Origin of the sequence: Rhodanobacter thiooxydans LCS2 (assembly GCF_000264375.1) — a bacterium.
In the GTDB taxonomy this organism is placed as follows: domain Bacteria; phylum Pseudomonadota; class Gammaproteobacteria; order Xanthomonadales; family Rhodanobacteraceae; genus Rhodanobacter; species Rhodanobacter thiooxydans.
The window spans coordinates 28,204-48,223 of record NZ_AJXW01000062.1; the positions used below are offsets into that span (position 1 = coordinate 28,204).

The following is a 20,020-nucleotide window of genomic DNA, read 5'->3' on the forward strand; positions in this document are numbered from 1 at the left end:
TGATATCCCCAACCGCCCGGAGTCGCTGGCTCAGCCCCTGAAGCCGACCGCGCTCAAGGCTTCGTACGGCATCTCGAACGCCTTGCCGGAATCGGTGATCAGCCTTGCGCGCGCACCACCCTGCAGCGCCACGGTGACTTCGACCTTCTCGACACGCCCGTTCTGCGCCAGGCGCGAGAGCTTCTCGATGAGTTTGCGATCCTCTATCGAGGCCACGATCACCGTGTAGGTGGTGGTTGCCTGCAAGGTGCTGGGCCCCTGCGGCAGGACGATCGACACCGCGGCGGTGCCGGCCGCGGTGCTGCCGGTGATCGCCGGGCTGATCGCCTCGCTGGTCGTGCCATAGGCAGGCACCACACGCAATTGCACGGTGTTGCCGACCGGCACGTTGGTCGTCTCGAACGTGATCGAAACCGGGTCGGTGGTCGTCGCCGGCAAGGTGACGTCATTGCTGCCGGTCGGCACTGCCGGTACCGCGTGGCCCGCAACCGAGGCGATGCGCAAGGTCGGCGCACCGGCAATGAACACCGGGCCGACATCGCCACGGACGTAGGTGGGGCTGTTGGTGCCGGCGTAGCTGATCGCATCGCCTTCGATGCGGATGCGGCCGATGGAGCCGCCGTACTGGTTGTAGCTACCGTCGGAACCGCAATACTGGCGACGGTTGCCACCCGAATTGATGCAACCACCCACCGCGTACAGCGTACCGTTACCGGTGACATTGGATGCCAACAGGCGGATTGCACCACCCGAGCCACCGGCGCCTCGCCCGCCAGCACCGGTACCAGCCAGACCACCACCATCACCACCGATGGCGGTGACGCTGCCGGTGATCTTCAATGTGCCCGATGAGGCAATCAGAATCGCACCGCCACCACCGCCACCACCTGAGCCGGGGAAATTGGTGCCGCCAAGCCCGCCACCGCCGCCTGATCCCCCCACTAGTGGTTGCAAGAGCGAAGAGCCATATGGAAGCGCATGAATCACGGAAGCGTTGCAATAGGCCTTTGCATAATTTGCATATGCATCTGCGCCGTATGCTCCGCCGGCGCCGATATAGTGGTAGTAACCGGTGGCAGTACAGCCGTCACCACCTTCCACACCACCGATACCACCACCAGGGCCAAGCCCAGCACCTCCGCGAATGATTGCAGGACGCTTCGCCGCATCATCGCGACCACCTCGACCACCCGCAAAACCACCCGGACCACCCAATCCCGGCACACCATCGTCACCCTGCATGCCATCACCGTCGGTACCGGTTGCCGCGGCATCCTGGCCATTGACATCGATCGTGCCCGCAATCGTCACGTCGCCGCTGGCCAGCAGATACACCGGCGTGTTCGCGGCGTTGGGCTTGAACTTGACGGTGACACCGGCCGGGATGTTGACCGTGGTGTAGTTGAGGATGCCCGAGGCGGGCAATACGATCTCGGTGTTGACGGTCGGATTCAATGCGCCATCGGCGCCGGTACTGCCGCTGTCGACGGCCCAGGCCGGCGTGCAGGCCAGTGCCGCAACGAGAGCTGCCACCAGCGATATGCGCGAGGGCAGGCGGGAAAGCTGTTTCATGGCAAAACTCCTTGAACGAATGGACGGCGGCATCGTGTGGTGGTCGTCAACGGGCGAGAGAGGTCTTTCGGAAATCCGCTTCATGGAAAAACTCCGGCGGTCCGCGGTGGCCCAGTGGGGCGCATGGGTACGAAGGCCGTCAGGCGACTGACCTGTCTCGATGGCATCGGCGATCGCTGCATGCAGATCATTGGCGCGGCACCACGGTCAGCGTGTTGACGGCACTGGATGTGGCCGAAGTGGCGCCGCCAGGCACCAGCAACTGCAGTACCCGCGTACCGGGCGTTGCCGCAGCATCCAGTTTCACGGTGACGGTCAGCAGTTCGCCCAGCGAGTCCTGCGACCACTGCGGCTTGCCGACCAGTTGCGCACCATCCCCTGGCAGCAACACGGCGCCGGTCACGCTGGACAGGTCGTGGCCGCGAATGGCAAGCGTCGTGGTGTCACCCGCCGTCAACACGATCGGCGTCACCGAATCCATGCTCGGTACGCGGCCGATGCCGAACGCCGAGGAGTCGACGCGGGCCCAGGCTACTTCGCCGGTGGCGCTCCGCAGGTGCAGCTGGCGCGCGCCGAGTGCGGCGTCCTGCGCCACACTGATCGGCACGCTTAGCTCGGTACCCTGCAGATTGACCGACGGTGCATCGAACAGCACGCCGGTGGACGGCGACGCCGTCACCGAGGTCACGTCGCCCAAGGCGATGCCGTGGACCGTCAGCGTGCCCGTCGCCCCCTGCAGCCAGCCATCGGTCGTCATGTCGTTTGCCAGCGCGCCGACCAGCACACGCACCGGCGTGGCCATGGCCTGCGTATCGGCGCTGATCGGTGCCGGCACTTCCTCGGGAATCAGCACGCCCACGAGCGGTGCCGTCAGGATGCCGTCGTAGCTGGCCGGCCCTGGACCGGCACCCACCAGCACGCCGACCGTGCCGGAAACGATGGCCGGATAGGTGTTGCCCAAGGCGCTCGCCAGCGTCACCGTATTGCCTGGTACGCCCTCGTTGCTGGAATCGCCCGCTGCCGTGGTGACGATCAGGGTGCGAGGCCCGGGAGCCGCCGCCGCGTCGACCAGCACGGCGACACCCAGCGAACGACCGTCGCCGGAAGCCACGAACGGGCGATTGACCGTGATGCCGTCGGCGGGCACGAAGCGCACGTCGCTCACGTTGTCCAGGTAGCGTCCACGCAGAACCAGGTTCTGCGCCGTACCGCCCAAGGTCAGCACCAGCGGCGTGGCGGATTCGATCACCGGCAACGGCGCCGAGACCAGGAATGCACCATCCATCACATTGGCGAATGCCAGCGGTCCGTTCGCCGTATCCAGCACCAGCCGGCGCAACCCGATTGCGGCGGCGGAATCCACCTGCAGGCTGAAGCTGAGCTCGGTGCCGTCGGCATTGACTACCGGCGTGCCGACAACCAGACCTTCGGCGGGCACCATCGCCGTCGAGGTGACGCCTTGCAGACCCTGGCCACGTACCGTGACGCTGATGGTGGAGCCGATGATGCCGACATGCGGCACCACACCGGTCACCGTCGCGCCCACCACCACGCCGATCTGCGAGGTGAGTATCGGTGCGATCACTTGCGGGTCCGGTACCGGAGTCGCCCGGCCGACGACCACGCCGACCACCGGGCTGGTCGAGCTGTATGCCACCGGCTCGGTACCGACCACGGTCATGGTGTTCTCGCCGGCAGCCATTGCACTGCTGCTCCCTGCCGCCGTAGTGACGCGGACCACCTTGGCACCCAGCGGTACGGCCGCACCCACGCGCAGATTGGCGATCAGTTCGGTTCCGTCAGCAGTGATGCGTGGCTGTGCATCGACCTCGATGCCTTCGCCCGGAGCCAGTTCGAGATGCGCGTGCTGCAGGTTGCGACCGCGCACGGTCAGCGTGACAGCGGAATCGCGCGTGACCTGCAGCGGCGAAATCGAATCGATCCGTGGCAGACCGGCGGCCAGCAACACCGTTGCCTTGGCCGCATCGGCGAAGGTCAGCAGCGCACCGTTGTTGTCACGTACGACCACGCGTCGCGCGCCCGGCGCGGCATCGCCGGTCGCCGTGACCGGGACGCTGAGCATCTTGCCGTCGGTCGACACCACGACCACGCCGACGCTCACACCGTCGGCAGGAACGATGGCCACTTGCGATCCCTGCGGGATGCCTGCGCCACGGATCTCGAACGCCTGCGTCGAGCCGACCGTCCATGCAGCAGGCGCCAGGTCGTCCAGCACCGCGCCCACACCAACGCCGACCACGCCCTGCACGACGACCTCAGCCTCGGTGCCGAGGGACCCACCTTCCACCATCACGCCAACCGGCAATGCATAGCTGGTATTGAGTCCACGGAAATCCGGGGTGATGAACATCGGCACCGAGCTGTCGCCCAAGGTCGCCGAGTGCGCCTGCAGCGTCACCGAACCTTGCGCCAGCGGCGTGACGGTGACGCGTGCACTGGTCTGTCCCGCGACGATCGTCAACGATGCCGGGCTCACGCTGGCCTTGGTTGCATCGGACACCGAGAACTCGATCGTGTGATCGCGAAAGTCAGCCTTGGACAACCGCAAGGTGATGTCGTGCGGTTTGCCATCGGGTGGCATCGCGATCGGCGTGGGTTCGAAACTCACCACCGGTGGCACCGGCATCTGTACCGTCAAGGTCGTCGGGTTCGACAGCACGTACCCGCCGTTGTTGACGGCATCCGGCGTACGCACCTGCAACGGCAACGAGGCGGCGACAGTCTGGTTCGGCAGGCTCGCGTGCAGTTCGGTGTCGCTGACGAACTCGCCTGGTATCGCCGCCGAATTCACCAGCACTTCGGATTGCACGGTGAAGTTGCGGCCGGTGACGACGATGCCGGTTGCTCCGGTACCCGCCAGCACTGTACTGGGGACGATCGCGGTGATCGCAGGCATCGGCTGGGTGACGCTGAACATGCCGGGCAACACCAGCTCGCCAGCGTCGAGCTGCAGACGCAGCGTCGTCGGTCCAAGCTTCGCGTCCGCAGCAGCCTTGACCTGGAAATTCTGGCGGGTCGACGAGCCGCCGCTGAACGGCGTCACCGCCAATCCGTTGCTGTCGAAGGAAGCCGCGGCCAAACCGTCCAGGAGCACGCCTTCCACCGCAACGGTTGCCGTCTGACCTTGCTCGATGGCGGCCGGCGTGATTGTCGTAACGCCAGGCGAGCGGCCGACCGACACCGTGCCCGTCTCGACCACGTAGGGAATTCCGCGCAAGCCCCAGTTGACGCTGGCGACAATGTCGCCTGCAGGAACGGCTATGCCGTTCAGTCCATTGCCGCTGGCCTGGTTGCCCACGCCTGCCGGCGAGGCGGCCAGATCAATGCTGATCGCCGCACCGCGGTTGTTGCGGATGTCGAGATAGTTGAAGACCGGCGCCGAGCCCCTCGCGACAAGACCGCTGCCGTATTCAAACCGCACATGTTCAAGTTGCGTGTCGACAGAACCTGGACTGAACGTCCATGCCCGATAGTCACCCGGGGCAGCAACCAACCCGTTGCGCGACTTGTCCGAACGCACCAGCACTGGCAATGCCGCCGTACCCCGCGCCTGCACACTGCCGGACTGCACGGTCAGGCTGGCGTCTGCCCCCATGTAAATCTCGGTGCCGGCATCGATGGCCAGCACGGCGCCATCCTGGATAAGTACATCTCCGGACAGCAGGTAAGGGCCACCGGCGGCCGTCCAGTGCATGTTGACCTTGATTGCGCCGGATACGGCCGTCTGCGCGGCAGCATCCACGGCGCAAAGCGCCAGCAGAGCGGCAGCGACTAGGCAGCGGAGCAATCGGATCAGCCGTGCTGGCTGCCGCTGCCCGTAAGGCGCAGAGAGCATACGATTTTCCGGAGTGGTCGAAGGACACGGACACGCAGCGGGATGCCGCCAGTCAGTGACGACGTGGCGTAAATCCGTGGTTCAAAAGAGCTGGGTGTCTCGCGTCAGCGGTCAGTCATGTACCTGACGCGGCGTAACGGATCGTCCGGGACCTGGCCTCTCGCACAGCGGAGAGGCGCCACTGGCGCTGGCTGGGAAAAACGAACGCGCAGGCTCGTGCCTTGAGCGACAGGCGCTTTGCAATGATCAATCATGATTTCCCCTAAAATCCATTTACTGGCGTATGACCTCAAGACCTTCGTCCGAGGCATAGCGGGGCTGATCGTAATTTGCTGCGGTGAAGAAACGCAATACCTTGGCCGGCCGCCGAGAGCATTGCCAGCCACAAAATATGTCGACTGCGTCACAAAAATTTATTTGGATACTTTCACGACGGCACTCGCGAAGTTGATCCGGGTCAACCGCTCTTGATCGGGAATGTCTGTGCATCGCCCTTCGAGGCCGGAACCGGGTGGCGCCCGGCAGCGGGCGGTACCGCTGTGGCGCCGCACTGGTACGCGCCCCACGGCTGCGAGCCGTCGGCCGGTTCGGCCAGCGGCTTGATCGTGTCGGCGTGCATCTTGGCGGCCTCGTTGCGGGCCAGCACTTCCAGTTCGTCGCGCACCTTGATGTCGTTGCGGTCGACCGGGCCGACGCGGTCCATCACCGACACGGTGACCTTGCCCAGCTCGCGGCAGGAGGAGACATCGCCGCTCCAGGCCGTGCGCACGTTCTTGGCGGCATCGTCGAGCGTGATGCCCCAGCTGCAGGCGCCGAGCAGGAGGACGGGGACGAGCAACAGCAGGGTCTTGCGCATGAGTGGCTCCGCGACGGTGGCTTGGACATGAAGGAGGCCGGGCATGGCTGGCCCGGCCTCCATCCTAGCGCGGGGACGGTGGCGCGTCCCCCCCACCGATCCACAACGCGCGGCGCCGGCGCATGCCGGCGCCGCGCACGGGCTCATTTCACCGGCTTGCCGTCGGCGTCGAGCACCTGCACTTCGCCGAGCTTCAGGGCACGGATCGGCGCCTCGATCTTCTTGAGGTCGCCGACGATCACCCAGGTCAGCTGGTCGGGGTGGATGATCTCCTTCGCCGCCGCCTCCACCGAGGCGTCGGTCTGCGCCTCGATGCGCGACTTCAGGGTCTGCACGTAGTCGTCCGGCCGGTGGTACAGCGCGATGCCCTGCAGCGCGCCCATCACCGCCGTGGTGGTCTGGTAGCCGCCCGGCATGCTGCGCACGTCGCCGACCTTGATCTTGTCGATCTCCTGCGCGGTCAGCGGCTTGTCGCCGATCACGCCCTTCGCTTCCTTCAGCATCTCGGCCACCGACGGCGCGGTCTTGTCGGTCTGCACCGGCGCGTACAGCATGAACGGGCGCTGGCCCTGCGCATTCCGCAGGAAGCTGAAGGCGCCGTAGGCCCAGTGCTTGTCCTCGCGCAGGTTCATGTTGAGGCGCGAGGTGAAGGTGCCGCCGAACGCGCCGTTCATGGTCTGGATTTCCAGATCGTTCGGCGCTTCGGTCGACGGCGCCAGGCTGCCGGCGAGGATGAGGCTCTGCTGCGCGCCGGGGCGATCGACCAGGTACACGCGCACCTGCTGCGGCGCCGCGACCTTGCCGATGTTCTTGACCGGCACCTTGCCGACCGGTGCCTTCCAGTTGCCGAACGCCGCGTTCAACGACGGGATGATCTTGTCCAGCGTAGTGTCGCCGGCAACCAGGATCTGCATGTTGTCCGGCCGGATGAAATCGCCCATGAACGTGCGCATGTCGGCGGCGGTGAGCGACTTGATCGAGGCCTCGGTGCCGGTGCCGGTGAACGGGATCGCGTAGGCGTGGCCCTGACCGTACAGCAGCGGCGGCAGGGTGCGCAGCGCGATGCCGGTCGGCTGGCTCTTCTCCTGGGCGATGCCGGCCAGCCACTGGCCGCGCAGGCGGCTGATGTCGGCCTCGCGGAACGCCGGGTTGCGCACGATGTCGGCGAACAGGTCGAGCGATGGCTTCAGCTGGTCGTCCAGCGCGTTCAGCGTGGCGTTGCAGTAGTCCAGTCCGCAGCCACTGGCGATGACCGCACCCAGCCGCTGCTTGCGCTTGGCGATCTCGACCGAGTCGAGCTCCTTGCTGCCTTCGTCGAGCATCGCCATGGTGAAGCTGGAGGTGCCGAGCTTGCGGCCCTGGTCGGCGGCGTAGCCGGCGTCGAACAGCAGCTGCAGCTGCACCGCCGGCACCGTGTGACGCTCGGCCAGGATCACTTCGACACCGTTGTCCAGCTTGCCACGCTGCAGGGCGGGGAAGCTGAGGTCGGGGAAGGTGCCGACCGCGGGCACGCCCTTGCTGCGGTCGACGTCGCTCTTCACCGTGCGGTAGTCGCCCTTCGCCGACAGCACCGGCGCCGGCGCGCCGCTGGCCGCGGCACGGCCGGCCACGGTGGCCATGTCGGTAGCCTCGACTTTGCCCGGCACTACGGTCAACGTGTAGTCGCCCTTGGCGATCCACTTGTTCGCCACCGCGCTGACCTGCGCCGGCGTGGCCGCCATGTATTCCTTGAAGTCCTTCAGGTAGACGCCCGGATCGTTGCGGTACAGCTGGCCCTGGGCCAGGATCGAGGCCTGCGTGTTGACCTTTTCCAGCCCGCGCACGAACGAGGCGCGGGTTTCCGTCTTGACCCGCGCCAGCTCGTCGGCGGTCGGGCCGTCCTTCAGGAATTTCCGCCACTCGTCGGCGATCGCCGCCTCGACCTTGGCCGGGTCGGCGCCCTTCTTCACGTCCACCTGCAGATTGAACAGGCTGGCCAGCACGTGCTGTTCCACGTCGACCGAGACATCGTCGGCCAGCTTGTCCTGGTAGACCAGCCGCTGGTACAGCCGCGAAGTCTTGCTGCCACCCAGCACGGCGGCAGCCAGTTCCAGCAGGTTCTCGTCGCGGCTGCCGCGGCCCGGCACGTTCCACTCGCGGTAGATGCGCACCTGCGCCACGTTGTCGGTCATCGTGCCGCGGGTGGACTTGTCGCGGGGTGCGATCCACGGCTGCGGCCGCGGTACCTGCGGACCGGCGGCGATGTCGCCGAAGTACTTCAGCATCTTTTCCTTCGCCAGCGCCGGCGTGATGTCGCCGGACAGCACCACCACCGTGTTGGCCGCGCCGTAGTAGTCGCGGAACCACTGCTTGACGTCGCCCAGCGAAGCCGCGTTCAAGTCGTCCATCGAGCCGATGGTGTCGTGGTGGTAGGGATGGTTGGCCGGGAATGCCTCGGCCTGGATCAGCTCGCTGGCGCGGCCGTAGGGCTGGTTCTCGCCCTGGCGCTTCTCGTTCTGCACCACGCCGCGCTGCTCGTCGAGCTGCGGCTGGCCGATCGCACCGAGCAGGTGGCCCATGCGGTCCGATTCCATCCACAGCGCCATGTCGAGCGCGCTGGTGGGCACGGTCTCGAAGTAGTTGGTGCGGTCGAGCCAGGTGGTGCCGTTCTGGTCGGTGGCGCCGGCCAGCTCGAACGGCTTGAAGAATTCGTCCTTGTGGTTCTCCGAGCCCTGGAACATCAGGTGCTCGAACAGGTGCGCGAAGCCGGTCTTGCCCATCGGCTCGTACGACGAACCGACGTGGTACCACACGCTCACCGCCACCACCGGCGCCTTGTGGTCCTCGTGCACCACCGCGGTCAGGCCGTTCGGCAGGGTGAAGCGGGTCCAGGCAAGTTCGGGGATCTGCTGGGTTGCCGCGGCCGCGACAGCGCTGTCGGGAGCGGGAGCGGCCAGGGCCAGCGGTACACCGCCAGCGAGGGTGAGCAGGCCGGCGACGAGCAGGACGAGGGGCTTCTTTTTCACGGGTGAACCTCCTGTTTCACGGACAAGTTCACGCAGGCTAGCGGCGCCCCGACGGCATCGCAAATGACTTGCTGCACCAGGTCGCCGCCGCGGTGTCCGGCTGTCCGGTGGCACGGGCGCGAGTGTCCGCGGACAACCTGGCGCACGGCGCAGTCGATGTTATTTGTGGTTGAAAATCAATAATTTGTCTCTATATAGCGTGCTGGCACGGGGATTGCTGAACCCGCGGTGCAGGACTTCCCCTTCATCGGAGACATGAATCATGAAATTCGAGACCTTGATGCTGCACGGCCTGTTCATCGCCTGCCTGGCGGTCTGCGGCCTGATCTTCGGCGCGATGGTGACGATCACCCCGGATGCGGCGCAGCTCACCACCCACGGCAGCGTCGCAGCGATCCTGCTGGCTGCGCCGGCGAGCTGCGCGTTGCCGGCGGACGGCGTGGTCTGCCCGCCGGTCGACGGCTGAGCCTGCGACGAAACGTGCGCGCACACGCGATAATGGCCGGATGCTGCACGTCATCCTGTTCCGCCCCGAGATCCCGCCGAATACCGGCAACGTGATTCGCCTGTGCGCGAATACCGGCGCGGCGCTGCACCTCATCCGCCCGCTCGGTTTCGCGCTCGACGACGCCCGCCTGCGCCGCGCCGGGCTGGACTACCACGAGTACGCCAGCGTCGCGGTGTACGACGACCTGGCCAGCTGCCTCGACGCCATCGGCGCGCCGCGGGTGTTCGCCTTCAGCACCCGCGGCCGCGTCGACCACGTCGACGCCCGCTTCGCCGACGGCGACGCACTGCTGTTCGGCTGTGAAACCGCCGGCCTGCCAGGCGAGGTGCTGGAAACCATTCCCGCCGAACGGCGCCTGCGCCTGCCGATGCGCCCCGACAGCCGCAGCCTGAACCTGTCCAATACTGTCGCCGTGGCCGTCTACGAAGCGTGGCGCCAACTCGGCTTCGTTGGAGCCGGGAATAGGGAATAGGGAATCGAATAGGCGAGGGCAAAAGCGGTGGCGCCCGCGGCCCCCTTCAAGCTCGCGGGAGAGCGCTCTTCCGATTCCCTATTTCCCATTCCCTATTCCCGGCGGCGCCCGCGCCGCCCCGCTACAATCGCCGGATGAACGCCGCCACTCCCAACTCCTGGTTGCCGCAACCGCTGCGCAGACTCGCCGGCCGCGCGCTGGAAACCGCGCTGAACCATGCCTTGTCGCTCGACCCCGACACGCAGCAGCGGCTGGCCGCACTGAACGGTCGCAGCGTGCAACTGCACCTGCGCGGGCCGGAAATCGCGCTGGCGGTGACCGTTGACGACGCACGCCTGCGAGTGGACCCGCCGCAAGACGGCAGCCAGCTGAAGGTGACCGCCACGCCGGGCAGCTTGCTGGCGATGATGTTCCGCCGCGACGACGACAGCATCGCGCCGGGCAAGGTGGAGATCGCTGGCGACGCCGAGCTGGCGCGCCGGCTGGAAAAGCTGGCCGGCAAGTTCGCCCCGGATTTCGAGGAAGCGTTCGCGCGCACGTTCGGCGACGTGCTCGGCGTGCCGCTGGCGGCAGCCGTACGCAAGGGCTTCACCCACGCCCGCGAGACCGCCAGCCATCTCACCGAGGACAGCGCCGACTGGCTGCGCGATGAGGTTCGGGTGGCCATGGCGCCAGGCGAAGTCGAAGGGTTCCTCGACGGTGTGGACGACGTACGCGAACGCAGCGAACGGCTGGAATCGCGCGTGCGGCGCCTCTTGCAGCGCCTGCAGGACAACGCCGCGTGACGCCGCTGAAGGTGGTGCCGCGCCTGCTGCGGGTCGCTTCGGTACTGCTGGCGTACCGGCTCGACGAACTGGTCGACGCCACCCACCTGTATCGTCCGCTGAAGCTGTTGCGCCCGTTGGTGGCGCATCCGCGCATCGACATCCGCGGCCTGCCGCGCGGCGCGCGTTTGCGCCACGCGCTGACCGAGCTGGGTCCGATCTTCGTCAAGGCCGGCCAGGTGCTGTCGACCCGCCGCGACCTGGTGCCGGCGGACATCGCCGACGAACTGGCCCTGCTGCAGGACCAGGTCGCGCCGTTCCCCGGCAGCGCGGCGCGCACCATCGTCGAGCAGGAACTGAAATCGCCGATTGGCCGTCTATACACCCAATTCGACGAAACGCCTCTGGCCTCCGCCTCGATCGCCCAAGTGCACGCGGCCACCCTTCACGACGGCCGCGAGGTGGTGGTGAAGGTGCTGCGCCCCGGCATCGACGCGCAGATCGCCCGCGACGTGAAGCTGCTGCGCTCGCTCGGCGAGCTTGCGCAGCGCTGGCACCCGAACGCCGACAAGATCCGCCCGCTGGACGTGGTGGCCGAAGTCGAGAAGATGCTGGAGAACGAGCTGGACCTGCAGCGCGAAGGCGCCAGCGCCAGCCTGCTAAAGCGCAATTTCGCCAGCGGCACCGACCTCTACGTGCCCGAGGTGCACTGGGAGCTGACCAGCGCGCGCGTGTTGACGCTGGAGCGCGTGCACGGCATCAGCTCGGACGACATCGCCGCGATCGACGCCGCCGGGCTGGACCGCAAGGCGCTCGCCGCCAAGGGCGTGCGGGTGTTCTACGAGCAGGTGTTTCGCGACAACTTTTTCCACGCCGACGCCCACCCCGGCAACATCTGGGTCGACCCCGCGCGTACCGGCGAGCCGCGCTTCATCGCGCTGGACTTCGGCATCATGGGCTCGCTGCCCGAGGCTGACCAGTACTGGCTGGCACAGAACTTCATCGCGCTGTTCGAACGCGACTACGCGCGCATCGCCAAGCTGCACGTGGACGCCGGCTGGATGCCAGCCGACGTGCGGCTGGACGAACTGGAGGCGGCGGTGCGCACGGTGTGCGAGCCGTACTTCACCCGCCCGCTGGCGCAGATCTCGCTGGCCGAGCTGGTAGTGAAGCTGTTCCAGACTGCGCGCCGCTTCCAGCTGACCCTGCAGCCACAGCTGATCCTGTTGCAGAAAACCCTGCTCAATATCGAGGGCGTCGGCCGCATGCTCGATCCGGAGATCGACATCTGGGCGGTGGCGCATCCGGTGCTGAAACGCATCCTGCGCGAACGCTACAGCGTGCCGCGCACCTTGCGCGAGGTGCGCAGGCGGCTGCCCGAGTGGCTGCACGAAGCGCCGCAACTTCCCGAGCTGGTGCGCGACGCGCTGCGCCAGATCGCACGCGGCGATCGACAGGTGGTAAGCGATCCGCTGGCGCTGAAGCTGAGCCTGGACATCGCCCACCGCCAGCACAAGCTGCTCGCTTGCGGCTTACTCGGCAGCGCCTTGCTGATCGGTGCGATCCTCTTGGGCACACTCGCGCCACAACACGGCATCTGGCCCCCGCTGGGCGCGGGCATCGCGGGCCTGCTCGCGTTCGCGATCGGCTGGCCACGTTCACGCTGACCGGCACGTAACCCCTGGGGACGTAGGGCGGGCACTGCCCGCCGGCTCTTGACAGGCGGCGGGCAGTGCCCGCCCTACTTCGCTACGTCGCCCCGTAACCGCATCAACACCTCACCCGACGGGTCCGCATGCTCGACATTCTCTACCAGGACGATGTGCTGATCGCGGTGAACAAACCCGCGAACCTTGCCGTGCATCGTTCGAAGATGGTTGGCAACGCGGAGGAGTTCCTGATCGACCTGCTGCGCGAACAGGTGGGCGACAGCGTGTACCTGGCGCACCGGCTCGACCGCGCCACCAGCGGCGTGCTGCTGGTGGCGCGCAGCAAGGAAGTCGCCGCCGCGCTGGGCGAGCAGTTCATGGGTCGCCTGGTGCACAAGCAGTACCTCGTCGTGGTGCGCGGCTGGCCGGAACCAGCCGAAGGCGTGATCGACTACCCGCTGCCCGGTTCGCGCGAAACCGGTCCGCGCCGCGAGGCACGCACACACTACCGGCGGCTGGCCACGGTCGAGGTGCCAATCGCGCTGGGCCGCTACCCACAACAGCGTTACGCCCTGCTGCTGGCCGAACCGGAAAGCGGCCGCTTCCGCCAGATCCGCAAGCACCTGGCGCACATCCACCACCCGGTAATCGGCGACTGCCAGCACGGCCGCGGCGACCACAACCGGCTGTACAAGCAGCACTTCAGCTGCCACCGCATGCTGCTGCACGCTTGGCGCATCCGCTTCGCGCACCCGTTGAGCGACGCTGCGATGGAGATCGAGGCGCCGCTGGACGCCGCATTTGCGGGACTGCTCGATCGCTTCTGCTGGAAGCTTGGAGCAGGAGTGGAGAGAAGTGAGAAGTGAGAGAAAGGCCGGGGCCTGCTTCGGCTTTCTCTCTTCCCACTCCCCTCCACTCACTCCCCGCTTCTCCCCTACACTTCCCGCATGCTGACCATCAGCCGCACCCTCGCCCTGCCCGAATCCGAACTGGTCGAGCGCTTCCTGCGCGCGGACGGCCCCGGCGGGCAGCATGTGAACCGCACCGAGAGCGCGGTGGAGTTGCGCTTCGACGTGGCAAGCTCGCCCTCGCTGCCGGACGAAGTGCGCGCGCGGCTACTGGCCCGGCGCGATCGCCGGCTCACCGCCGACGGCGTGCTGGTGATCCAGGGCCGCCGCTTCCGCGATCAGGGGCGCAACCGCGACGACGTGCGCGAGCGGCTGGCCGAACTGATCCGCGGCGCGCTGCTGCCGCCAAAGAAACGCGTGGCCACCAAGCCGACACGCGCCTCCAAGGAGCGTCGCCTGGCCGGCAAGCAGCAGCGCGGCAAGATCAAGCAGACGCGTTCGCGCAAACCGGACCTCGAGTGAGGGGTCGCCTGTTCACGCCGGACCAGTTGCCGGCGCAAATGCCCAGGTTGCGCGACGGTTGGCAACGCAAGACCTGCCGCGCCGTGCTGCGCCTGCGCGGCTGGAGCCTGGCCGGCGATTTTCCCGATGTGCCGAAACTGGTGCTGATCGCCGCGCCGCATTCGTCCTGGTGGGACGGCGTGTGGGGCCTGCTGATCAAGGTGGCGATCGGTGTCGACGTGCACTTCATGGCCAAGCAGGAACTGTTCCGCGGACCGCTCGGCGGCCTGCTGCGCCGGCTCGGCGGGATGGCGATCGATCGCGGTGCCGCCAGGGGCGTGGTCGAGCAGATGATCGACCAGTTCCGCCAGCGCGAGAAACTCTGGCTGGGCATCGCGCCGGAAGGCACGCGCAAGCCGGTGAAACGCTGGAAGAGCGGCTTCTGGCGCATCGCCCGCGAGGCCGGGGTGCCGATCTTTCCGGTCGCGTTCCACTACCCCGACAAGACCATCCAGCTGGGCCCACTGTTCGCCACCAGCGCCGACATGGACGCGGACATGGCGCGTTTGCGTCAGTGGTATGCACCGTTCGAGGGCAAGCATCGCAATGTCTGACACGGTATCGGCGCGCTCCCCACGCCCGGCGGCCGACTCCATCGCCTGGTCGCATCCATGAGCCTTCCCCGTCTTTACGCCAGGACCATCGCCTTTGGCCTGTGCGCAGGCCTGTTCGCCATCCCGTCGTTCGCCGCCGAGGCAGGCGCGACGCCAGCCGCCAGACAGCCGACCGGTTTGCAAATGCGCCTCGACGCGCTGGCGCAGCGGGCACGTCCAGGCACGCTCGGTATCGCCGTGCTGGACCTGCGCAGCGGCGAGGCCTGGCGAGTGAACGCCCGGCAGGCGTTTCCGATGATGAGCGTGTTCAAGGCGCCCGTCGCCGGCGCAGTGCTGGACCGGATCGAGCATGGCGGGCTGTCGATGGAGCTGACGGTCGTCATCCGGCGCCGCGAGCTGTCTTCGGGGACGATCCGCGATCATTTCGAGGGCGAGCGGATGATCTTCACCGTACGCCAGTTGCTCGCCGACGCCGTCAGCCGGAGCGACAACACCGCGGTCGATGCGTTGCTCGACACCATCGGCGGCCCACGCGTGGTGACCGCCTTTTTGCGTTCCCGCGGCATCGACGGCATGCGCGTGGATCTGGGTGAACGCGACTTCCAGTCCGTATTCGGGAATCTCGAACCCGGTCAGAAGCCACCCGCGGATGAGACCGACGCGCAGCAGCTTGCGCGGCTGCAACGCGGTTATCGCGCCTACCTGGTCGACCCACGCAACCGCAGCACGCCTGACGCTGCCGCGCAGTTCCTGCGCAAGCTGTGGGAAGGGCAACTGCTCCCGCCCGAACCAACCCGACACCTGCTCGACCTGATGTACGCGCAGACCACGCCCAGCCGCCTGCGCCTCGGCCTTCCGCCGGGCGCGCGGCTGGCCGACAAGTGCGGCACGTCCTACACGCTGGAAGGCACCACGGCGGCTTACAACGACATCGGCATCCTCAGCTGGCCCGACGGCCACGCGATCGTAGTGGCTGCGTTCCTTACCGCCTCGGTCGACCCGAAGGGCGAACGCGATGCGCTGTTCGCCGACCTTGCGCGCACGGTGGCCGCTGCACTGCATCCCCAGCCGGATGCCGGACCTAGCGCGCCGAATGGCCCGGCTCGTCGTAGTCGCGATGAGTCAACAGGCCGGGGCGGATCAGGTCGATGAACGCGCGCGCCTCGGTGCTGAGAAACTTGCCCTTGCGCATCACCACGCCGTAGCTGCGCTGCGGGAAGTACTGCTGCATGTTGCGCACGGCGAGGCGCGCGTGGTCGGCCGCGGTGATGCAGATGCCGGTGACGATCGAGATGCCCAGGCCCATCGCCACATACTCCTTGATCACGTCCCAGCCGCCGACCTCGATCGCCACGTGGTACGGCACCTGGCGCTGCTGGAACACCAGGTCGACCAGGCGGTAGGTGGACAGCCGCTGCGGCGGCAGGATCAGGCCGTACGGCGAGAGGTCCTCCAGCGCGATCTTCTCCTTCGCCGCCAGCGGATGGTCCGGCGGCATGATCAGCATCGGGTCGTAGTGCTGCACCGGCGCCCAGGCGATGTCGTTGGGCACGTCCAGCATCGAGCCGACCGCGAAGTCGGCCTCGTCCGCACGCAGCAGCGCCAGGCCGTCCTTGCCGGTGACGTTGGCCAGCTGCAGTTGCACGGCCGGGTGCTGCTCGCGGTAGCGGCGTACCAGCTCGGGCAGCAGGTACTGGATGGTCGAGGTGCCGGCGGCGATGGTCAGCCGCCCGGCCTGCAACCCCTTGACCCGCGCCTGGAAGTCGCGGTCCAGCGTATCCCAGCCCTCGACCAGCGGCCGCCCCAGCTCGTACAGCGCCTCGCCCGCATCGGTGAGGTTGATGCGCCGCCGACGGCGTTCCAGCAGGCTCACCCCCAGTTCGCGCTCCAGCGCCTGCAACTGCAGGCTGATGGTGGGCTGCGACAGGTACAGCGCCTCGGCGGCGCGGGTCAGCGTGCCCAGCTTCACCACGCTGACGAAGGCACGCAGCTGTTTGTGGCGGTTGCCCTTGTAGTAGAAGCGGCCGGCATCGGCGGGCTCGTCGCCAGCACGCTTTTTTGTTGCGCTGCGGTGTATTTTTTTTGACTTGTTTGGCGTGCCTGTATGCTTTTTCATCGAATGCTTTCAGTCAATTGCGTTGCAGATTGATTTTATCAATATTAATGATTGAAACATTCACTTTGTCAAACACATGATTGCTGGCCTAGCTTCGAGTCACCCACGACACGGAGCAAACCCATGGCAGTCCCACAGGAACGGCTTGAACTCGGCACCGTCGAGATCCACGCCGACGCGGCCGGTTACGCAGGCATCCTGACCCCCGCGGCGCTGGACTTCCTGGCCCGGTTGCACCGCCGCTTCGAGCCCACCCGGCAGCAGTTGCTGCAAGCCCGGCGCGAGCGCCAGGCCGGTTATGACGCCGGCGGTCTGCCGGATTTTCGTGCCGGCACGGCGTCGATCCGCGCATCCGAGTGGACGGTGGCGCCGATCCCGGCTGCGTTGCAGGATCGCCGCGTCGAGATTACCGGCCCGGTCGAGCGCAAGATGATCATCAACGCGCTCAACTCGGGCGCGAAGGTGTTCATGGCCGACTTCGAGGATTCCTCGGCGCCCACCTTCGCCAATCAGCTGGACGGCCAGCTCAACCTGCGCGACGCGGTGAACGGCACGATCGGGTTCACCTCGCCCGAGGGCAAGAGCTACCGCGTCGGCGACAATCCGGCCGTACTGGTGGTGCGCCCGCGCGGCTGGCACCTGCACGACAAGTTCTTCGGCGTGGCCGGCGAGCCGATGGCTGGCGCACTGGTCGACTTCGGCCTGTTCGTGTTCCACAACGCCCTCGCGCTGCACGGCCACGACCGCGGCCCGTATTTCTACCTGCCGAAACTCGAAGCGATGGAGGAAGCCGCGCTGTGGGACGCGGTGATGGCGGCCACCGAGGAAGAACTGCAACTGCCGCTGGGCAGCATGAAGGCCACCGCGCTGATCGAGACCCTGCCGGCGGCGTTCCAGATGCACGAGATCCTGCACGCGCTGCGCCGCCGCGCGGTCGGGCTCAACTGCGGCCGCTGGGATTACATCTTTTCCTACCTGAAGACTTTGCGCGGCCACCGCGACCGTCTGCTGCCGGAGCGCGGCCAGGTGCAGATGACGGTGCCATTCCTGAAGGCATATTCCGAGCTGTTGATCCAGACCTGCCACCGCCGCGGCGCGTTCGCGATGGGCGGCATGGCGGCGCAGATCCCCATCAAGGGCGACGAGGCCGCGAACGAGGCCGCGCTGGCCAAGGTGCGCGCCGACAAGCTGCGCGAGGTCAAGGCCGGCCACGACGGAACCTGGGTGGCGCATCCCGCGCTGGTGCCGGTGGCGCAAGCGGTGTTCGACGAGTACATGCCCGCGCCGAACCAACTTGGCGTGCTGCGCGAGGACGTGCGGGTGAGTCGCGAGCAGCTGCTCGCCGCGCCCGCCGGCACGGTCACCCGCGCCGGCTTCGACAACAACGTCGAGGTCTGCCTGCGCTACACCGCCGCCTGGCTGGACGGCCTGGGCTGCGTGCCGATCCACCACCTGATGGAGGACGCTGCCACGGCCGAAATCGCCCGCGCGCAGCTGTGGCAGTGGCTCCATCACGGAGATCTCCAATTCCCCGACCACGCGCCGATCGACTTCGCCCTGTTCGACCACGCCGTCGCCGCGCACACCCATCGCCTGCGCGACAGCCGGCACCCCGGCGCCGCGCGCGCCGACGCCGCGGCCGCGCTACTCAGCGCAATGACCCATGCCGACCAGCTCGGCGACTTCCTCACCCTGCCCGCCTACGAACAACTCTGACGATTACCCCTTCTCCCTCGGGAGACAAATCGGCAGGACTGCCGATTCGCACGGCGCAAGCCGCCCGAAGGGTGAGGCACAGGGATGTGCCGAATGAAGGTGCCCGAAGGGCAGATGAGGGTACGCACGGAGCGAATCAGCACGCTTCGCCCGAACCCTCTCCCCAACCCCTCTCCCAGCGGGAGAGGGGCCTAAAACAACCGGAGCCACGCCATGAAGACCACCACCCTGCCCACCGCCGAACAGATCACCCTGGACTGGAACAACAACCCGCGCTGGACCGGCGTGCAGCGCAATTATTCCGCCGAGGACGTGGTGCGCCTGCGCGGCACCGTCGCAGTGGAACACTCGCTGGCCCGTCGCGGCGCGGAGCGGCTATGGAAATCGCTGCATCAGGAGGACTTCGTCAATGCGCTGGGCGCGCTCACCGGCAACCAGGCGATGCAGCAGGTCAAGGCCGGCCTGCAGGCGATCTACCTCAGCGGCTGGCAGGTCGCCGCCGATGCGAACGTGGCCGGCGAGATGTATCCCGACCAGTCGCTGTACCCCGCCAACTCGGTGCCACTGGTGGTCAAGCGCATCAACAACACCCTGCTGCGCGCCGACCAGCTGCACCACGCCGAGGGCAAGGATGACTGCGACTGGCTGGTGCCGATCGTGGCCGACGCCGAGGCCGGCTTCGGCGGCGTGCTGAACGCGTTCGAGCTGATGAAGGCGATGATCGAGGCCGGCGCCGCCGGCGTGCACTTCGAGGACCAGCTGGCCTCGGTGAAGAAGTGCGGCCACATGGGCGGCAAGGTGCTGGTGCCGACCCGCGAGGCGGTGGACAAGCTCAACGCCGCGCGCCTGGCCGCCGATGTCGCCGGCGTGCCCACCCTGCTGGTGGCGCGCACCGATGCCGACGCCGCCGACCTGCTCACCTCGGACGTCGACGCCAACGACCGCCCGTTCATCACCGGCGAGCGCACCGTAGAGGGTTTCTTCCGCGTCAGGCCCGGCCTCGACCAGGCGATCAGCCGCGGCCTCGCCTACGCGCCGTACGCCGACCTGATCTGGTGCGAGACCAGCAAGCCGAACCTGGATGACGCGCGCCGCTTCGCCGAGGCAATCCACGCGAAGTTCCCATGCAAGATGCTGGCCTACAACTGCTCGCCCAGCTTCAACTGGAAGAAGAACCTGGACGACGCCACCATCGCGAACTTCCAGAAGGAACTGGGTGCGATGGGCTACAAGTTCCAGTTCATTACCCTGGCCGGCTTCCACAGCCTGAACTACGGCATGTTCGACCTCGCCCACGGCTACGCGCGGCGCCAGATGAGCGCGTTCGTGGAACTGCAGGAGAAGGAGTTCGCCGCCGCCGAGCGCGGCTTCACCGCGGTCAAGCACCAGCGCGAGGTGGGCACCGGCTACTTCGACCAGGTGACTCAGGCGATCCAGCAGGGTCAGTCCTCGACCACCGCGTTGAAGGGTTCGACCGAGGAGGCGCAATTCAAGCAGGCCTCGGCCGCCTGACGCCAGCCGGAACCCGGTAGGAGCCCGCTCG

General features: G+C 67.2%; 15 protein-coding genes. 10 read left to right on the plus strand and 5 right to left on the minus strand.

Annotation, left to right across the window (positions count from 1 at the left end; all coding sequences use genetic code 11):
* Positions 1–30: 30 nt before the first annotated feature.
* The 4 genes from UUA_RS20235 to UUA_RS12830 all read right to left on the minus strand — a co-directional run bounded on the left by UUA_RS20235 (position 31) and on the right by UUA_RS12830 (position 9,289).
* The gene (locus tag UUA_RS20235) at positions 31–1,572 is read right to left on the minus strand and encodes a hypothetical protein (RefSeq protein ID WP_155943273.1); all 1,542 of its coding nucleotides are present in this window, start codon (positions 1,570–1,572) and stop codon (positions 31–33) included.
* A gap of 187 nt (positions 1,573–1,759) precedes the next feature.
* A complete protein-coding gene (locus UUA_RS12820) occupies positions 1,760–5,335 on the minus strand; it encodes an IPT/TIG domain-containing protein (RefSeq protein ID WP_008437537.1) in 3,576 nt (1,191 codons plus the stop codon).
* Positions 5,336–5,885: 550 nt separating this feature from the next.
* The gene (locus tag UUA_RS12825) at positions 5,886–6,284 is read right to left on the minus strand and encodes a DUF4156 domain-containing protein (protein WP_008437538.1); all 399 of its coding nucleotides are present in this window, start codon (positions 6,282–6,284) and stop codon (positions 5,886–5,888) included.
* 143 nt (positions 6,285–6,427) lie between these two features.
* Positions 6,428–9,289 (minus strand): M16 family metallopeptidase, encoded by a 2,862-nt coding sequence (locus UUA_RS12830; protein ID WP_008437539.1) that lies wholly within the window; start codon positions 9,287–9,289, stop codon positions 6,428–6,430.
* 262 nt (positions 9,290–9,551) lie between these two features.
* On the opposite strand from UUA_RS12830, the gene UUA_RS12835 reads away from it, so the two are divergent.
* The 8 genes from UUA_RS12835 to bla all read left to right on the plus strand — a co-directional run bounded on the left by UUA_RS12835 (position 9,552) and on the right by bla (position 15,797).
* Positions 9,552–9,755, plus strand: a complete 204-nt coding sequence (locus UUA_RS12835; RefSeq protein WP_008437540.1) for a hypothetical protein — start codon at positions 9,552–9,554, stop codon at positions 9,753–9,755.
* 40 nt (positions 9,756–9,795) lie between these two features.
* A complete protein-coding gene (locus UUA_RS12840) occupies positions 9,796–10,269 on the plus strand; it encodes a tRNA (cytidine(34)-2'-O)-methyltransferase (RefSeq protein WP_008437542.1) in 474 nt (157 codons plus the stop codon).
* 134 nt (positions 10,270–10,403) lie between these two features.
* Positions 10,404–11,054: a ubiquinone biosynthesis accessory factor UbiJ gene (locus tag UUA_RS12845; RefSeq protein WP_008437544.1), complete on the plus strand. Its 651-nt coding sequence runs from the start codon at positions 10,404–10,406 to the stop codon at positions 11,052–11,054.
* Complete coding sequence (gene ubiB / locus UUA_RS12850; protein WP_008437546.1) at positions 11,051–12,700, plus strand: ubiquinone biosynthesis regulatory protein kinase UbiB; 1,650 nt, start codon at positions 11,051–11,053, stop codon at positions 12,698–12,700. Before UUA_RS12845 ends, ubiB begins: the two co-directional genes overlap by 4 nt.
* A 128-nt stretch (positions 12,701–12,828) precedes the next feature.
* The gene (locus tag UUA_RS12855) at positions 12,829–13,548 is read left to right on the plus strand and encodes a pseudouridine synthase (RefSeq protein ID WP_008437548.1); all 720 of its coding nucleotides are present in this window, start codon (positions 12,829–12,831) and stop codon (positions 13,546–13,548) included.
* Positions 13,549–13,629: 81 nt separating this feature from the next.
* On the plus strand, positions 13,630–14,052 hold the full coding sequence (gene arfB / locus UUA_RS12860) for an alternative ribosome rescue aminoacyl-tRNA hydrolase ArfB (RefSeq protein ID WP_008437549.1): 423 nt from the start codon (positions 13,630–13,632) through the stop codon (positions 14,050–14,052).
* A complete protein-coding gene (locus UUA_RS12865) occupies positions 14,049–14,645 on the plus strand; it encodes a 1-acyl-sn-glycerol-3-phosphate acyltransferase (protein ID WP_039954004.1) in 597 nt (198 codons plus the stop codon). The genes arfB and UUA_RS12865 overlap by 4 nt, the downstream gene beginning before the upstream one ends.
* 57 nt (positions 14,646–14,702) lie before the next feature.
* Positions 14,703–15,797 carry a class A beta-lactamase gene (gene bla, locus UUA_RS12870; RefSeq protein WP_081491566.1) on the plus strand — a complete coding sequence of 365 codons (1,095 nt, stop codon included), beginning with the start codon at positions 14,703–14,705 and terminating at the stop codon, positions 15,795–15,797.
* Here bla and UUA_RS12875 read toward each other — a convergent pair.
* A complete protein-coding gene (locus UUA_RS12875; protein WP_008437553.1) occupies positions 15,727–16,761 on the minus strand; it encodes a LysR family transcriptional regulator in 1,035 nt (344 codons plus the stop codon). The two genes, bla and UUA_RS12875, sit on opposite strands and share 71 nt — an antisense overlap.
* A gap of 123 nt (positions 16,762–16,884) precedes the next feature.
* Here UUA_RS12875 and aceB point away from each other — a divergent pair, with 123 nt between their 5' ends.
* On the plus strand, positions 16,885–18,477 hold the full coding sequence (gene aceB / locus UUA_RS12880; protein ID WP_008437555.1) for a malate synthase A: 1,593 nt from the start codon (positions 16,885–16,887) through the stop codon (positions 18,475–18,477).
* Positions 18,478–18,690: 213 nt separating this feature from the next.
* On the plus strand, positions 18,691–19,989 hold the full coding sequence (aceA, locus tag UUA_RS12885; protein WP_008437556.1) for an isocitrate lyase: 1,299 nt from the start codon (positions 18,691–18,693) through the stop codon (positions 19,987–19,989).
* Positions 19,990–20,020 lie beyond the last annotated feature (31 nt).

Bases quoted from the DNA above. Each gene is read 5' to 3' on its own strand.
- UUA_RS20235 (WP_155943273.1), bottom strand. From the start codon at position 1,572: ATGAAACAGCTTTCCCGCCTGCCCTCGCGCATATCGCTGGTGGCAGCT.
- UUA_RS12825 (WP_008437538.1), bottom strand. From the start codon at position 6,284: ATGCGCAAGACCCTGCTGTTGCTCGTCCCCGTCCTCCTGCTCGGCGCC.
- UUA_RS12835 (WP_008437540.1), top strand. From the start codon at position 9,552: ATGAAATTCGAGACCTTGATGCTGCACGGCCTGTTCATCGCCTGCCTG.
- UUA_RS12840 (WP_008437542.1), top strand. From the start codon at position 9,796: ATGCTGCACGTCATCCTGTTCCGCCCCGAGATCCCGCCGAATACCGGC.
- UUA_RS12845 (WP_008437544.1), top strand. From the start codon at position 10,404: ATGAACGCCGCCACTCCCAACTCCTGGTTGCCGCAACCGCTGCGCAGA.
- UUA_RS12855 (WP_008437548.1), top strand. From the start codon at position 12,829: ATGCTCGACATTCTCTACCAGGACGATGTGCTGATCGCGGTGAACAAA.
- arfB (WP_008437549.1), top strand. From the start codon at position 13,630: ATGCTGACCATCAGCCGCACCCTCGCCCTGCCCGAATCCGAACTGGTC.
- bla (WP_081491566.1), top strand. From the start codon at position 14,703: ATGAGCCTTCCCCGTCTTTACGCCAGGACCATCGCCTTTGGCCTGTGC.
- UUA_RS12875 (WP_008437553.1), bottom strand. From the start codon at position 16,761: ATGAAAAAGCATACAGGCACGCCAAACAAGTCAAAAAAAATACACCGC.
- aceB (WP_008437555.1), top strand. From the start codon at position 16,885: ATGGCAGTCCCACAGGAACGGCTTGAACTCGGCACCGTCGAGATCCAC.
- aceA (WP_008437556.1), top strand. From the start codon at position 18,691: ATGAAGACCACCACCCTGCCCACCGCCGAACAGATCACCCTGGACTGG.